Genomic DNA, 12946 nt, shown 5'->3' with positions numbered 1-12946 from the left:
GACACGTTTCTTTGCACGCCAATTGAGTCCAGACCCTAGGGGCCCAAAAATTCACCCCTCCCCAAGAGAGAGGTTTTCCTTCAAGCGCTCCACCAGCGCCGCCTCGTCCTTCATCTGGCATTCCCAGATCGTCTCGACCCGCCAGCCGGCCGCCGCGAGGGCGGCCTCGTTGCGCTCGTCCCGGGCCTTGTTCCGGGCCACCTTGGCCAGCCAGTAGTCGCGATTGGCCTGGGGCACGCGCGCGCCCCGCTTGCAGTCGTGGCCGTGCCAGAAGCAGCCGTGGACGAAGAACGCCAGCCTGCGGCCCGGCATCACCACGTCGGGCGAACCGGGCAGGTCCTTGCGGTGCAGGCGGTAGCGCGCGCCCAGGCCCGTCAGCAGGCGTCGCAGGGTCTTTTCCGGCGTGGTGTCCTTGCTCTTGACCCTGGCCATGACGGCCGAGCGCTTGGCGGGGTCGAAGACGTCGGTCATGGCGCGCTCAGGGCCGCGTGATGCGCGGAAAACGGCCCAGTCGCAGCGTGCCGGTCAGCAGCAGCACGCCCAGCTGCTTGATCCCCGGCAGGCGCGACATCGGCGTGAACCCGAAGGTGCGGACAGCCGGCCAGAACCAGCCGCGCGACTGGAACAGCGGCGTCAGCGCCTTGGAAGCCAGCTGGTAGAGGCCCACATGCCGGCGCCGGTCGGCCTGCCAGCCCTTGAGGGCGGCGGGCGAGGGCGTCGCCGCCAGCCGCTCGGCCAGCTCGGCGGCGTCCATCAGGGCCAGGTTCGCGCCCTGCCCCAGCTGCGGGCTGGTGCCGTGGGCGGCGTCGCCGATCAGAGCGCAGGCCCCGACGTCCCAGCGGCCTACCGACACGTCGCGATAGATCGCCCGGGAGAAGCCGGCCCAGTCGTTCCTGCCGGCCAGGGCCTGCGCCAGACCCGGCCACAGCGGCGCCAGGCGCTGGTCGCGCCAGCGGGCGAAGTCGCCGGCCAGGAAGGCGTCCATGTCGGCCACGGGCACCGACCAGAACACCGCCGTGCAGTTCTCCTCTCCGTCCGGCCCCAGGCCCACCGGCAGGGCGCCGCACATCACCTCGGCCCGGTGATAGACCTGTCGCAGGGCGCCGGCGAAGCGGTCGTCGGGATCGGCGATGTTGGTCCACACCGCGCCCCACGGATAGACCGGGGCGCGGGCCCGGGGCTTCAGCGCCCCGCGCAGGGTCGAGGCCGAGCCGTCGGCCACCAGCACGATGTCGAAGGGACCGAAGGATCGCCCCGCCTCGTCGTGCAGCACCGGCCTTGCGGCGTCTTCCAGCCGGGTGATCCGAGCGCCGGTGACGACCTCGACCCCGGCCGGGGCCAGGGGCGCGTGCAGGGCGTCGAACAGCGCCGCGCGGTGGATGCCCACGCCGTGCGCGCCGGGCCGCCAGTCGGCATAGTCCAGGGCCATCACCCGGCGGCCGTGGCTGTCGTGGCCGATCAGTTCCTGCACCGGCGCGCCGGCGGCGCGCACGGCGTCCTCCAACCGCAGCGCGCGCAAGGCCGCTAGGCCCGTCGGTTGCAGCAGCAGGCCCGAGCCCACGGGGCGCGGCTGCTCGAAGGCCTCCAGCAGCGTCACGGCGCAGCCCTTGCGGGCCAGCGCCAGGGCCGCGGCCATGCCGCCGACGCCGCAGCCGACGATGCCGATCTTGAGTTTGGTCATGGAAGGGGAGGCGCGTTCAATCGCGCGATCGACGATCCGGTCGCCATGTCAGGTTCCCATCCTTCGTCATCCCGGAAGCCGCGCAGCGGCTATCCGGGACCCAGGGGCGAGCGATGAAGCGGCGGCCCCCGGGGTCCCGGCTCTCCGCTTCGCTCCGGCCGGGATGACGGCCGGAGGGGCGGATTGGCGTCGAACGCCTACAGGCCCTCGAACAGCGCCGTCGACAGGTAGCGCTCGGCGAAGCTGGGGATGATCGCCACGATCAGCTTGCCGGCATATTCGTCGCGCAGGGCCAGGTCGAAGGCGGCGGTCAGGGCCGCGCCCGAGCTGATGCCGACGGTCAGGCCTTCGGTCGAGGCGGCCTTGCGGGCCATGGCGAAGGCGTCGTCGTTGCTGACCTGGACGATGTCGTCGATGACGCCGCGGTCCAGGATGCCCGGCACGAAACCGGCGCCGATGCCCTGGATCTTGTGCGGACCGGGCTGGCCGCCCGACAGCACGGCGCTGGCTTCCGGCTCGACGGCCACCATCTTCAGGCCCGGCTTGCGGGCCTTCAGCACCTGGCCGACGCCGGTGATCGTGCCGCCGGTGCCCACGCCCGAGACCACGGCGTCGACGGCGCCGGCGGTGTCGTTCCAGATCTCCTCGGCGGTCGAGACGCGGTGGATCAGCGGGTTGGCGGTGTTCTCGAACTGCTGGGGCATCACCGCGCCGGGGGTGGCGTCGACGATCTCCTGGGCGCGGGCCACGGCGCCGCGCATGCCCTTCTCGGCCGGGGTCAGCTCCAGCTTGGCGCCGAGCAGCAGCAGCATCTTGCGGCGCTCGATCGACATGCTTTCCGGCATGACCAGGGTCAGCTTGTAGCCCTTGGCGGCGGCCACGAAGGCCAGCGCGATGCCGGTGTTGCCGCTGGTCGGCTCGACGATCGAACCGCCCGGCTTCAGCAGGCCCTTGGCTTCGAGGTATTCGATCATCGCCACGCCGATGCGGTCCTTGACCGACGACAGCGGATTGAAGAACTCGAGCTTGGCCACGACCTCGCCCTTGGGCTTCAGTTCGGCCGACAGGCGCGGCAGGCGGATCAGCGGCGTGTCGCCGACGGTGTCGATGATGGAGTCGTAGATCTTGCCCCGGCCGGCGCGCTTGAAGCGAGCGGCGTCGTACAGGCTGGAAGCGTCGTCCATGGTGATCTCTCGGAGCGTTTGAATTTCGACCCTTGGGTGATCTCCACCTTAGGCCGTGGGGATTGGCCTGTCAGCGACCTATTCGGCCGCCAGGGCCGCAGTTTTCCTGGCAGCCAACGGAGTCAAAAGATGCTCGGCCAGCCAGCGCACGGCCGGGGCGGCCACGCCGTCGCCGATCACGTGCAGGCCGGCCGTGGCGCTCCTGGGCAGGGCGTAGCTGTCGGGCAGGCCCATCAGGCGGGCGCCCTCGCGCGGGCTGACCAGGCGCGAGCGCACGGTCCCCTTGTCGATCACCAGCAGCGTCTGGCGCGAGGAGCCGCCGCGCGGGGTGCGCAGGCAGCCGGCCACGCCGTCGAAGCGCACCTCGGCCCGTTGCTCGCCGCCGCGCATGCGGCGGAACACGCCGCCGACGGCGCGCTCGCCCGAGGCGATGCGGGCGTCCACCGAGGCGCGGTGGGCCGGGGCCATCAGCTCCAGCAGGGCGGCCGTGGCCTCGTCGCTGCGCCATTCGACGGCGTCGTCGGGCTCGAGCACGGTCGAAAGATCGGTGTTGCGGGCCGGCGGGGCGGGCAGGGCCCACCACAGCCAGCGGTCCTTCAGCGCTTGCGGCAGGCGCGCGGCGGCCTCGCGCACGGCGCGGCTGTGGAACGGACCCTGGCCGGTCAGGCCATCCGTGTCGGCCCGGGTGGCGACCACGAACACGCGCGGCCGCGACTGCGGGGTGAAGCAGGCCGCGTCGATCTCCAGCGCGCCGAAGCGATAGCCCTGGTCGGCCAGGGCCTGGCACAGGGCGGTGAAGTCCTCGCCCCGGTGCGAGGTCAGAAGGCCGACGACGTTCTCGATGACGATGGTGGTCGGGGCGCGGCCCTCGTCCTCCAGCGCCTCGATCAGTCGCCAGAAGCCGAAGAAGGCCGACGAGCGTCCGCCGTGCAGGCCCGCCCGCGCGCCGGCCAGGCTGAAGTCCTGGCAGGGGCTGGACGCCCAGGCCAGGTCCGCCTGGCCGGGCAGGTCGGCCGCCTCCAGCTTGAAGACGTCGCCGGTGTGGAAGTGATCGTCGGCGTCGGCGAAGTTGGCGCGATAGGTCTGCGCCTTCACCGGGTCGAAATCGTTGGCGAAGGCGCAATTCCAGCCTTCGCCGAGGCCGATGCGGGCCATGCCGCCGCCGGCGAAGAATTCATAGAAGACGGGGCGGGCGTTGTGATTCATCGTATCGGGCAGATTAGCTTGAGCCGCCGCTTCGAGGATAGCGCCCGCATGATCCGATCCACCGCCGTCGTCGTCGCCTGCCTGTTGCTGGCCGGATGCGGCGACGGACCCCTGGGCGCGGCCGAGGGGGCGACCTCGGCGCCGGCCGACGCCCCGGCCGGGGTCGCGCCCGGGCCCGACTACGCCGGCGACTTCGATCTGGTGGGAACCGAGCCCTTCTGGGCCGGCAAGGTGCGCGAGGGCGCGCTGACGCTCGACCGCATGGAGGGCGGGGCCGTCAGTCTGTCCAATCCCGGCGTACGCATCGACGGTCAGCAGGGTGTCTGGGACGCCGAACAGCCGGGCGAGGCGGGCGTCGAGGGCCATCGCCTGGTCTTCCGCCTGACGCCGCAGCCGTGCTCGGACGGCATGTCCGACCGCGTGTTCAGCCACGCGGCCGAGGTCTGGCTGGACGGGACGACCTTCAAGGGCTGCGCGGCGCGGACCGAGGACCTGGCCCGGCAGGGGCGGCCTTAGACTCCCAGTCCGCCCACGCCCGTCATCCCGGGCGAAGGACCGCAAAGCGGTCCGCAGACCCGGGACCCAGGGGGGCTGGGCTCTGACGTCGGTTCCGAACAGGCTGTGGCCGGCGCAATGCGTCCGCCTCTGGGTCCCGGCTCTTCGCTACGCTCGGGCCGGGATGACGAAGATGGGGAGCGCCTGCCGGCGGCGTCAGCCGCCGTTGATGTCGATGGTCTCGATCTGCGACTGGGTCGCCTCGGCCTTGTGGGAGCGGCCCGGGATGGGCAGCAGCAGGCCGACCGCGATGGCCGCGACGATGGCGAGAGCGATGAGGGCCTTGGCCGCCATGGCGTGTTTCTGGTCCGTTTCGGGTCTGTAAATTCAGCGCCCGTGCCCGACATATGGTTCCGTCTGCGGAGCTTGCAAGGGCGCGGGTGAACGGCGGTATCGCGACGAGGCGTCCGTGCTCACAGCCGCCCCCGCGCGCCGCCCTTCAGGGCGTCGATCTTGCGCTCGGGCCGGGGCGACGCGGTTTCCGCCTCCAGGGTCGGGAGCCGCCAATCGCCCGCCGGCCTTGCCGTGCGTTCGGGCGGCAGGGCCTGGACGATCTTGCGCACCGTGCCGGCCATCTGCCCCAATAGCCGCACCTTCTCGGACGCCTTGCGCAACGCCTCGCGGTCGAGGCCCTCCTCCATCGCGGCCCAAAGCTCATCCATCGCCGCCATCAGCCGCTGCTGGATCTTCGCGCACCAGGCGCGGGAGGTTTCGCTGGTCATGCCGACAAGCATGAGGCCGGTTCGAGGGCGTCGGATAGGAAACGTGCGTTTTCGTTTAGGGCGTTGAATTCGTTGGCGTCGGGGTGCGAAGCCGCGGGGATAGACGCCGCCTGTCCCCCGCCTCCCGTCATTCCCGCCCTTGTGGCGGGAACCTCTGGTTTCGCTCGCACGTGAGACGCCGGCGGATCGCTGGCGATCCGCCCCATCCGCCCTTGCGGCTGCGAGAGGGGTTCCCGCCACAAGGGCGGGAATGACGGGCGAAAGGGGCAGGGCTGTGGATAACTTTCGCCCTCTTCACCCCTACCGCTTGCGCCCGCTCTCCGTCACGTACGGCGTCCCGTCGCGATGGCGATAGGTCTCCTCGCCGGGATGGATGACGAGGTCCAGGTCCGGATAGTCGCAGCCGTCTTCCTCCGGCCGCCGCGAACCCATCTCCAGCAGCACGGCGGGCGCGGTCGAGCGGTTCTGGATCTGGTGGCCGTTGGGAACGCCGGCCTTGAAGCCCGCGCAGTCGCCGGCCCGCAGGATCGTCTCGCCCCCATTCTCTCCTTGGGGGTCCTCGACCAGCACCACCTCGCCCTCGACCACCCAGACGAACTCGTCCTCCGCCGTGTGCCAGTGGCGCTGGCTGGACCAGGTTCCCGGCTCCAGCCGCATCAGGTTGACCCCGAACTGCGTGAGGCCCGCCGCGTCGCCCAGCTTCCAGCGCTTGCGGGCCCGGCAGGGCTGGTCGAAGGGCGCCGGATAGGCCGTGCCGTGACGGGTGGGCGCCTGGTCGATGTCGATCTTGGGCATGGTCGGCCTTTAAAGGATCGTGCTGGGTTTGCGTCCCGCCGATGGGAAGCCTAAAGCCTGCAGCATGACCAGCCCCGCGCCCGTTTCCGTCAGCATCGACCCCGTCGAGCTCGCCCAGGCCCTGATCCGCCGCCCCTCCGTCACGCCCGCCGACGAGGGCGCGATGGACGTGCTGCAGCGCCAGCTGGAAGGCCTGGGCTTTGCGTGCCGTCGCATGAAGTTCGGCGAGATCGAGAACCTCTACGCCAAGCGCGGGACGGCGCGGCCCAACCTCTGCTTCGCCGGCCACACCGACGTGGTGCCGGTGGGCGACGACGCGGCCTGGACCGCCGGCCCGTTCGAGGCGCAGATCAAGGACGGCGTGCTGTACGGCCGCGGCGCGGTCGACATGAAGTCGGCCATCGCCGCCTTCGTCTCGGCCGTGGCCCACACCGAGGAAGTCCCCGGTTCGATCAGCTTCCTGATCACCGGCGACGAGGAAGGCGTGGCCGAGGACGGCACGGTCAAGGTCGTCGAGGCCCTGGCCGCCGAGGGCGAGATCATCGACCACTGCATCGTCGGCGAGCCCACGAGCGCCAACCTGCTGGGCGACATGGTCAAGATCGGCCGCCGCGGCAGCATCAACGCCTGGATCGCGGTGGACGGCAAGCAGGGCCACGTGGCCTATCCCCACCGCGCCGCCAACCCGATCCCGGTGATGGTCGACATCCTCTCGCGCCTGCAGGCCCGGGTGCTGGACGAGGGCTATACCGGCTTCCAGCCGTCGAACCTGGAGGTCACCACGGTCGACGTCGGCAACCCGGCCACCAACGTCATCCCCGCCAGCGCCAAGGCCCGCGTCAACATCCGCTTCAACCCGGCCCACAAGGGCAAGGACCTGGCCGCCTGGATCGAGCACGAGTGCCGCGAGGCCGCCGAGGGCTTCTCGGGCCGGGTCGAGGCGCTGTGCAAGATCAGCGGCGAGGCCTTCCTGACCGAGCCGGGCGCCTTCACCGACGTGATCGTCGGCGCCGTGGGCGACGCCACCGGCCGCGTGCCGGAACTGTCGACCACCGGCGGCACCAGCGACGCCCGCTTCATCCGCAGCCTCTGCCCGGTGGTCGAGTTCGGCCTCGTCGGCTCGACCATGCACCAGGTCGACGAGCGCGTGCCGGTGGAAGAGGTCCGCCAGCTGGCCGGCGCCTACACCGCGCTGATCCGGCGCTATTTCGAGGCGTTTTCGGGGTAGGGCTCACGCCCAAACAGCCGTCATCCCGGAAAGCCCGCAGGGCTTATCCGGGACCCAGGGGCCAAGCGCAACGCGGCGGCCCCTGGGTCCCGGCTCTCCGCTACGCTGCGGCCGGGATGACGATAAAAGGGAAAGCGGGGAGGACGGCGACGCCATGAACGAGCTCTCCATCGACGAAGTCCTGGCCGAGGTCGCCGTGCTGGTGAAGCCGCACTTCGGCAAGGGCCGCGTGCCCGACTACATCCCCCAGCTGGCCAATGTGCCGGCGACCAAGTTCGGCATGGCCGTGCGCACGGTCGACGGCGGCGAGCACGTGATCGGCGACGCCGACGAGGGCTTCTCGGTCCAGAGCATCACCAAGGTGCTGTCTCTGGGCCTGGCGCTCAACCGCATCGGCGACGAGGTCTGGACGCGGGTGGGCAAGGAGCCCTCGGGCACGCCGTTCAACCACCTCTCGCTGCTGGAGGCCGAAGGCGGCTTTCCGCGCAATCCGTTCATCAACGCCGGCGCCCTGGCGGTGACCGACATCCTGCTGGACAAGGTCAAGGACCCCGCCGCCCTGGTGCGCGGCTTCGCCTGCTTCCTGGCCGATGGTCCCGTGGAGATCGACGAGGCGGTGGCCGCCTCCGAGCTCGACAACGCCTGGCAGAACCGGGCCATCGCCAACCTGATGCGCGGCAAAGGCACGGTGCGCCACGACCCGGAAGCCGTGGTCGCCGCCTATTGCCGCCAGTGCGCCCTGACCATGAGCTGCCGCCAGCTGGCCCGCGCCTTCCTGCCGCTGGCGGCCGGCGGCTTCTCGCCGGTGGTGCAGGAGACGATCTTTCCCGAGCGGCTGACCCGGCGCCTCAACGCCCTGCTGCTGACCTGCGGCATCTATGACAGCGTCGGCAGCTTCGCCTATCGCGTCGGCCTGCCGGCCAAGAGCGGCGTCGGCGGCGGGATCGTCGCCGTCGTGCCCGGCAAGGCGACGGTGGCCGTCTGGTCGCCCGAACTCGACCGCTTCGGCACCTCGGTGGTCGGCGCCAGCGCGCTGGAGGCCTTCGCCCAGCTGACCAACTGTTCGGTGCTGTAGGGGCTTCTTCTTTTCTCTCCCGTCATTCCCGCCCTTGTGGCGGGAAGCCCTGGCGCCGCTGATACGTGAGATACAGGCGGCGTGCTGAGCACGCCGCCCCAGCCGTCCTTGCGGCTGATAGAGGGGTTCCCGCCACAAGGGCGGGAATGACGGGCGTGTTTGGGGGTCTTTCCAGGCCTTTGACCCAGATCAAGGCGACCCGTCACCGGCAGGCGCAACCTCCATCCGTTCCCCGATGGAGCCCGCCATGCCGATCGCCCAGCTCGCCTATCTCGGTTTTGTCCTCGCCGCCTTCGGCGTGTTCATGCTGGCGTTGGGATCGATCTGGATCGCCGAGCGGGTCTCCAAGGACTGACGGTTTCGAAAGTCCCGGTTCCCTCCACCTACGGGACTTTCACCCGAGGGCCGATGTCGGTCGGCTTTCGGTTCCTCGCGGCCTTCGCCGGATGTCGAGCCGGCGGAGGCCGCGGGCCCTTACGCCTCGTAGCCCACGCCCACCAGGTAGAGCCCGTCGGCCGGCGCCACGGGCCCGCAGGCGCGGCGGTCCCTGGCCTCCAGGGCCTTCCTGACGTCGTCCACGGCCCAGCGGCCCGCGCCCACCTCGACCAGCGTGCCGGTCATCGACCGCACCTGGCGGTGCAGGAACGAGCGGGCTTCGAAGTCGAGATGGATCTCCTCGCCCACCCGCCGCACGCGGGCGACGTCGAGGGTCTTGAGCGGGCTCTGGGCCTGGCAGTGCATGTCGCGGAAGGTCGTGAAGTCGTGCAGGCCGATGAGGGCCTGGGCCGCCGCGTGCATGGCCTCGTGGTCGAGGTCCTTCTTCATGTGCCAGACCTTGCCCTTGTCGAGGGCCGGCGGGGCGCGGCGGTTGAGGATGCGGTAGAGGTAGCGCCGCTCGTTGGCCGAGAACCGCGCGTGCCAGCCTTCCGGCGCGATGGTCGCGTCGAGGATCGACACCGCCTCGCGGGTCAGGTGGGCGTTCAGGGCGTTCATCACCGTCTGGGCCGGCCAGTCGCGCTCCAGATCCACATGCACCACCTGGCCCGTCGCATGCACGCCGGTGTCGGTGCGCCCGGCCGCGGCGATGCGCAGCTCCTGGCCGCTGAAGGCCTTCACCGCCGCCTCGATCGTCCCCTGCACGCTGGGCAGGGTCGCCTGGGCCTGGAAGCCCGAATAGGGACGGCCGTCGTACTCGACGAGGAGGCGGTAGCGGGGCATCAGGCCAGGACCGTCCCGGCCGCCAGCGGGAAGCCGCGCACGAAGACCTCGGCCTCCTGCACGCCCTTGCCCTCGCGCTGGGCCTTGAGCAGGCGCACCGCGCCCTCGCCGCAGGCGATCAGCAAGGCGTCGTCCAGCACGGTTCCGGCCGCGCCCTCGGCGTCCTCCACCTTCGACAGCAGGGCCTTCACCCGCACCGGGCCCTTTTCCGACGGGGCCTCGAACCAGGCGCCGGGGAAGGGCGACAGGCCGCGGATGTGGCGGTCGACCTCGGCGGCGGTCCGCGTCCAGTCGATGCGGGCCTCGGCCGGCTTGATCTTCTTGGCGTAGGTGACGCCCTCTTCGGCCTGCGGGGTCTCGACCGCGCCGCCGCGTTCGATGGCGGCCAGGGCCACCGGCAGCAGGCGCGCGCCGACGGCCGCCAGGCGGTCGTGCAGGCTGGCCACGGTGTCCAGCGCGTCGATGCGCACGGTCTCCGACAGCAGGACGGGGCCCTCGTCGAGGCCCTCGCTCATCCGCATCACCTGGACGCCCGTCACGGGATCCCCGGCCATGATCGCCCGCTGGATCGGGGCCGCGCCGCGCCAGCGGGGCAGCAGGCTGGCGTGCAGGTTGAAGCAGCCCAGCTTCGGGGCCTCCAGCACGTCCCTGACCAGGATCTGGCCGAAGGCGACGACGACCGCGGCGTCGAGGTCCAGCGCCTTGAAGGCCTCGATCTCCTCGGCGGTCTTCATCGAGACCGGGGTGCGCACGGGCAGCCCCAGGCCCTCGGCGAAGGCGTGGACCGGCGAGGGCTTCAGTTCCTGGCCGCGACCGCGCGGGGCGGGGGGCTGGGAATAGACGCAGGCGATCTCGTGGCCGCTGGCGACCAGTTCGGCCAGGCAGGCGACGGCGAAATCGGGCGTTCCGAGAAAGGCGATGCGCATGGCGGGGGTTTAGCCGCCGAAAGCCCCGGGGGAAAGCCGTGCGGCGGCCCCAAGCGAGCCTCAGAGTCGGAACCTCGACCTTGGCCGCGCCGTTCTCTGCCCGACTCTTCGCAACCCAGATCACCGGAGGAACACTAGATGCGCACCCTCGCCCTGATCGCCGCCTCGGTTCTCGCCCTGTCGGCCGCCGCCTGTTCGGACCAGCACGCCCAGGAGATCAAGGAAGGCGCGGCCGCCGCCGGACAGGACATCAAGGACGCCGCCAACGAGATCAAGAACGACCCGGACGTCAAGGAAGCCGGCACGGCGCTGAAGGAAAGCAGCAAGGAGACCGCCGCCGAGCTCAAGGCCGCCGCGGGCGACGCCGTCGACGCGGCCAAGGTGGCCGGCGCCAAGGCCGGCGACGCCGCCCAGGAAGCCGGCAAGGACATCACCCGCGAAAGCAAGGAAGCCGGCCAGGCCGCCAAGAAGGAAGTGCACGAGGCCACCCGCTAGGGGCGAGCGGAGCGTCAACCGGCCGCCATCTTCAACCCCGTCTTTCCCCGCGAAGGCGGGGAAGCTCGGTGAAAGTTGGCGCGTCGGTCCGACCCTTCTCCTACCGCCGGGCGGGCTCGGCGCCGTAGCGGTTGTCGCCGCGGGCGCCGCGCAGGAAGCCCAGCTCCACCCAGGCCCAGACCGACAGGCCCAGCGCCGCCAGGGCCAGCAGCGGGGCGGCCAGGATCAGCACGGAGTCGCCGGCGTAGAGCCCGCTGGCCAGGCCGCTCAGCGCGTAGGGGCCGGCGGCGAAGACGGCTATCCACCAGGCCGGCTTGCCCCGGTCGTGCAGGCGTCGCACGGCGACGGCGAGCCCCGCGACCAGCACCGGCAGGAACAGCAGGCTGGGAACTGCGCCCAGCCAGCCGCCCGCCTGGGTGGCCAGCACCGTCAGGGTCAGCACCACGGCGGTGGCCAGCGCCAGCCCGACCTGCGTGCGCCAGTAGCCCAGCCGCGAGGTGCGGCCGGAAAAGGCGAAGATCGGTTTCAGGCGGTCGGTGAAGGCGCGCATGCGGCTACTAGAGCCTGCCTCGCGCCGTCAGGAAAGCGCCGTCAGGGCCTCGGCCATCGACGGGCGGGCGGCGCCGTCCGGCTGGATGCAGGCCGCCTCCAGGCCGCGCAGGTCGGCCGGGGCCTCGCCGTCGACGCGATCCAGCACCTCGCCCAGCAGCAGGCCGAAGGCCCGCACGTCGATCGGCGTCCAGCGCGCCGCCTCGCCGGCCGGCAGGAAGGCCGCCGCGCCCAGGTCGCTGAGCACGGCGGCGCCGTCGCGCCCGTCCCACAGCACGTTGTGCGCGTAGAGGTCGCCATGCTGCAGGCCCCGTGCGTGCAGGTGGGCCGCGCCGGCGGCCACGTCGCGGGCGATCCGGCGCGCGACGTCGAGGGACAGCGACAGGTCGGCCGCATAGACGTCGCGGCTGCAGCTCTCCAGGCTGGGCGGGCCGGCCAGCACCCGCCAGCCTTCGGGCAACAGCGGCATCAGCAGGCCCTCGGCGCCGTCGGGGTGGCCCTCGATGCGGCCCAGCGCTCCGGTCAGGTTGGGATGCGGCCCCGCGGCCAGGCAGGCGGCCATCTCGCGCTCGGGCAGGCCGTCGCTGGTCATGGCGCCGCGGAACAGCTTCAGCGCCGCGCGGCCGCCGCGCCATCCGGCCTCGAAGACGTCGCCCGAGGCGCCGCGCCCCAGGGCCTTGCCGACGGAAAGGTCGCTCCAGGCGACCGGCGGGGCGAGCGCGCCGGTCGTCGTGTCGAAGGGATTTCCCGCCCAGGCCAGCCAGGCCAGCGCCGGCAGCCGCGCCAGCCAGGCCGGCGGCGCCGCGAAGCGGTTGGCGGCGATGCGCAGCAGTTCCAGGGTCGACGCCTGGCTCAGGCTCTCGGGCAGGGCCGAGAGCCCGTTGCCGGCCAGCATCAGCTTCTGCAGCAGCGGGCGCTCGCCCAGGGCGGCCGGCAGGGCCGTGATGCGGTTGTCGGTCAGGGTCAGCCAGCGCAGGGCCGGCGGCAGCGCCTCGGCGGGAACCTCCGCGATCCCGCAACCGCGGAAGCCGACCTGGCTCAGGGCGGCGCAGTCGCCGATGGCCTCGGGCAGGCGATCGAAGGGCGCGCCGGAGGCGAACAGCACCTTCAGCCGGCTCAGGCGCGAAAAGTCATGGGGCAGGGCCGAGATGGCGGTGCGGCCGATGTCCAGCACCTCCAGCGTGTCGGCCAGGCCGAAGACCTCCGGCGGCAGCGCGTTCAGGTCCGCGCCGGACAGGTCCAGCCTCGTCGCGCCGACCACGTCGCCGGCGCGCAGGGCGGCCAGTGTTTCGTTCACGGCCGCCCCCATCGC

General features: G+C 71.7%; 15 protein-coding genes and 1 pseudogene. 4 read left to right on the top strand and 12 right to left on the bottom strand.

The annotated features are described in order from the left end of the window. Positions 1-51: 51 nt before the first annotated feature. The 4 genes from vsr to G5B46_RS18695 form a co-directional block, all read right to left on the bottom strand. Positions 52-471, bottom strand: a complete 420-nt coding sequence (gene vsr / locus G5B46_RS18710; protein ID WP_165261307.1) for a DNA mismatch endonuclease Vsr — start codon at positions 469-471, stop codon at positions 52-54. 7 nt (positions 472-478) lie between these two features. Continuing rightward, on the bottom strand, positions 479-1681 hold the full coding sequence (locus G5B46_RS18705; RefSeq protein ID WP_165261305.1) for an NAD(P)/FAD-dependent oxidoreductase: 1203 nt from the start codon (positions 1679-1681) through the stop codon (positions 479-481). A gap of 197 nt (positions 1682-1878) precedes the next feature. After that, complete coding sequence (cysK, locus tag G5B46_RS18700) at positions 1879-2865, bottom strand: cysteine synthase A (RefSeq protein ID WP_109102378.1); 987 nt, start codon at positions 2863-2865, stop codon at positions 1879-1881. A 78-nt stretch (positions 2866-2943) separates the two neighbouring features. Then, positions 2944-4071: a DNA cytosine methyltransferase gene (locus tag G5B46_RS18695; RefSeq protein ID WP_165261303.1), complete on the bottom strand. Its 1128-nt coding sequence runs from the start codon at positions 4069-4071 to the stop codon at positions 2944-2946. Between the two features lie 48 nt (positions 4072-4119). On the opposite strand from G5B46_RS18695, the gene G5B46_RS18690 reads away from it, so the two are divergent. Continuing rightward, positions 4120-4587 carry a hypothetical protein gene (locus G5B46_RS18690; RefSeq protein WP_165261301.1) on the top strand — a complete coding sequence of 156 codons (468 nt, stop codon included), beginning with the start codon at positions 4120-4122 and terminating at the stop codon, positions 4585-4587. 195 nt (positions 4588-4782) lie between these two features. Here G5B46_RS18690 and G5B46_RS18685 read toward each other — a convergent pair whose 3' ends face one another. From G5B46_RS18685 to G5B46_RS18675, 3 genes are all read right to left on the bottom strand, one after another. Beyond that, entirely contained in the window at positions 4783-4920 is a 138-nt protein-coding gene (locus tag G5B46_RS18685) for a hypothetical protein (protein WP_165261299.1), read from the bottom strand. Between the two features lie 119 nt (positions 4921-5039). After that, positions 5040-5360 (bottom strand): hypothetical protein, encoded by a 321-nt coding sequence (locus tag G5B46_RS18680; protein ID WP_165261297.1) that lies wholly within the window; start codon positions 5358-5360, stop codon positions 5040-5042. A gap of 288 nt (positions 5361-5648) precedes the next feature. Further along, a complete protein-coding gene (locus tag G5B46_RS18675; protein ID WP_165261295.1) occupies positions 5649-6143 on the bottom strand; it encodes a cupin domain-containing protein in 495 nt (164 codons plus the stop codon). Positions 6144-6207: 64 nt separating this feature from the next. On the opposite strand from G5B46_RS18675, the gene dapE reads away from it, so the two are divergent. After that, the gene (dapE, locus tag G5B46_RS18670; RefSeq protein WP_165261293.1) at positions 6208-7371 is read left to right on the top strand and encodes a succinyl-diaminopimelate desuccinylase; all 1164 of its coding nucleotides are present in this window, start codon (positions 6208-6210) and stop codon (positions 7369-7371) included. Between the two features lie 46 nt (positions 7372-7417). On the opposite strand, the pseudogene G5B46_RS24520 reads toward dapE, so the two are convergent. Continuing rightward, positions 7418-7514, bottom strand: a pseudogene (locus G5B46_RS24520) (hypothetical protein); the annotation flags it as partial. An 11-nt stretch (positions 7515-7525) separates the two neighbouring features. On the opposite strand from G5B46_RS24520, the gene G5B46_RS18665 reads away from it, so the two are divergent. Continuing rightward, positions 7526-8446, top strand: coding sequence for a glutaminase (locus G5B46_RS18665; protein ID WP_165261291.1), 921 nt, complete (start codon positions 7526-7528; stop codon positions 8444-8446). Between the two features lie 474 nt (positions 8447-8920). On the opposite strand, the gene truA is transcribed toward G5B46_RS18665, so the two are convergent. Beyond that, complete coding sequence (gene truA / locus G5B46_RS18660; protein ID WP_165261289.1) at positions 8921-9664, bottom strand: tRNA pseudouridine(38-40) synthase TruA; 744 nt, start codon at positions 9662-9664, stop codon at positions 8921-8923. Continuing rightward, positions 9664-10590 carry a methionyl-tRNA formyltransferase gene (fmt, locus tag G5B46_RS18655; RefSeq protein WP_165261287.1) on the bottom strand — a complete coding sequence of 309 codons (927 nt, stop codon included), beginning with the start codon at positions 10588-10590 and terminating at the stop codon, positions 9664-9666. Before fmt ends, truA begins: the two co-directional genes overlap by 1 nt. Before the next feature lie 138 nt (positions 10591-10728). Between fmt and G5B46_RS18650 the strand changes: the two genes are divergently transcribed. After that, positions 10729-11085 carry a cell surface protein gene (locus tag G5B46_RS18650; RefSeq protein ID WP_165261285.1) on the top strand — a complete coding sequence of 119 codons (357 nt, stop codon included), beginning with the start codon at positions 10729-10731 and terminating at the stop codon, positions 11083-11085. A gap of 100 nt (positions 11086-11185) precedes the next feature. Here G5B46_RS18650 and G5B46_RS18645 read toward each other — a convergent pair whose 3' ends face one another. Both G5B46_RS18645 and G5B46_RS18640 read right to left on the bottom strand, forming a co-directional pair. Next, positions 11186-11635: a DUF805 domain-containing protein gene (locus tag G5B46_RS18645; protein ID WP_165261283.1), complete on the bottom strand. Its 450-nt coding sequence runs from the start codon at positions 11633-11635 to the stop codon at positions 11186-11188. A gap of 27 nt (positions 11636-11662) precedes the next feature. Further along, positions 11663-12931 (bottom strand): leucine-rich repeat-containing protein kinase family protein, encoded by a 1269-nt coding sequence (locus G5B46_RS18640; RefSeq protein ID WP_346764951.1) that lies wholly within the window; start codon positions 12929-12931, stop codon positions 11663-11665. Positions 12932-12946: the final 15 nt, after the last annotated feature.

Source organism: Caulobacter sp. 602-2 (assembly GCF_011043625.1).
Lineage (GTDB): Bacteria > Pseudomonadota > Alphaproteobacteria > Caulobacterales > Caulobacteraceae > Caulobacter.
The sequence above is the reverse complement of the archived record's forward strand: the minus strand, read 5'-3'. Positions and strand labels throughout refer to the sequence as shown.

Bases quoted from the DNA above. Each gene is read 5' to 3' on its own strand.
- vsr (WP_165261307.1), bottom strand. From the start codon at position 471: ATGACCGACGTCTTCGACCCCGCCAAGCGCTCGGCCGTCATGGCCAGG.
- G5B46_RS18705 (WP_165261305.1), bottom strand. From the start codon at position 1,681: ATGACCAAACTCAAGATCGGCATCGTCGGCTGCGGCGTCGGCGGCATG.
- cysK (WP_109102378.1), bottom strand. From the start codon at position 2,865: ATGGACGACGCTTCCAGCCTGTACGACGCCGCTCGCTTCAAGCGCGCC.
- G5B46_RS18695 (WP_165261303.1), bottom strand. From the start codon at position 4,071: ATGAATCACAACGCCCGCCCCGTCTTCTATGAATTCTTCGCCGGCGGC.
- G5B46_RS18690 (WP_165261301.1), top strand. From the start codon at position 4,120: ATGATCCGATCCACCGCCGTCGTCGTCGCCTGCCTGTTGCTGGCCGGA.
- G5B46_RS18685 (WP_165261299.1), bottom strand. From the start codon at position 4,920: ATGGCGGCCAAGGCCCTCATCGCTCTCGCCATCGTCGCGGCCATCGCG.
- G5B46_RS18680 (WP_165261297.1), bottom strand. From the start codon at position 5,360: ATGCTTGTCGGCATGACCAGCGAAACCTCCCGCGCCTGGTGCGCGAAG.
- G5B46_RS18675 (WP_165261295.1), bottom strand. From the start codon at position 6,143: ATGCCCAAGATCGACATCGACCAGGCGCCCACCCGTCACGGCACGGCC.
- dapE (WP_165261293.1), top strand. From the start codon at position 6,208: ATGACCAGCCCCGCGCCCGTTTCCGTCAGCATCGACCCCGTCGAGCTC.
- G5B46_RS18665 (WP_165261291.1), top strand. From the start codon at position 7,526: ATGAACGAGCTCTCCATCGACGAAGTCCTGGCCGAGGTCGCCGTGCTG.
- truA (WP_165261289.1), bottom strand. From the start codon at position 9,664: ATGCCCCGCTACCGCCTCCTCGTCGAGTACGACGGCCGTCCCTATTCG.
- fmt (WP_165261287.1), bottom strand. From the start codon at position 10,590: ATGCGCATCGCCTTTCTCGGAACGCCCGATTTCGCCGTCGCCTGCCTG.
- G5B46_RS18650 (WP_165261285.1), top strand. From the start codon at position 10,729: ATGCGCACCCTCGCCCTGATCGCCGCCTCGGTTCTCGCCCTGTCGGCC.
- G5B46_RS18645 (WP_165261283.1), bottom strand. From the start codon at position 11,635: ATGCGCGCCTTCACCGACCGCCTGAAACCGATCTTCGCCTTTTCCGGC.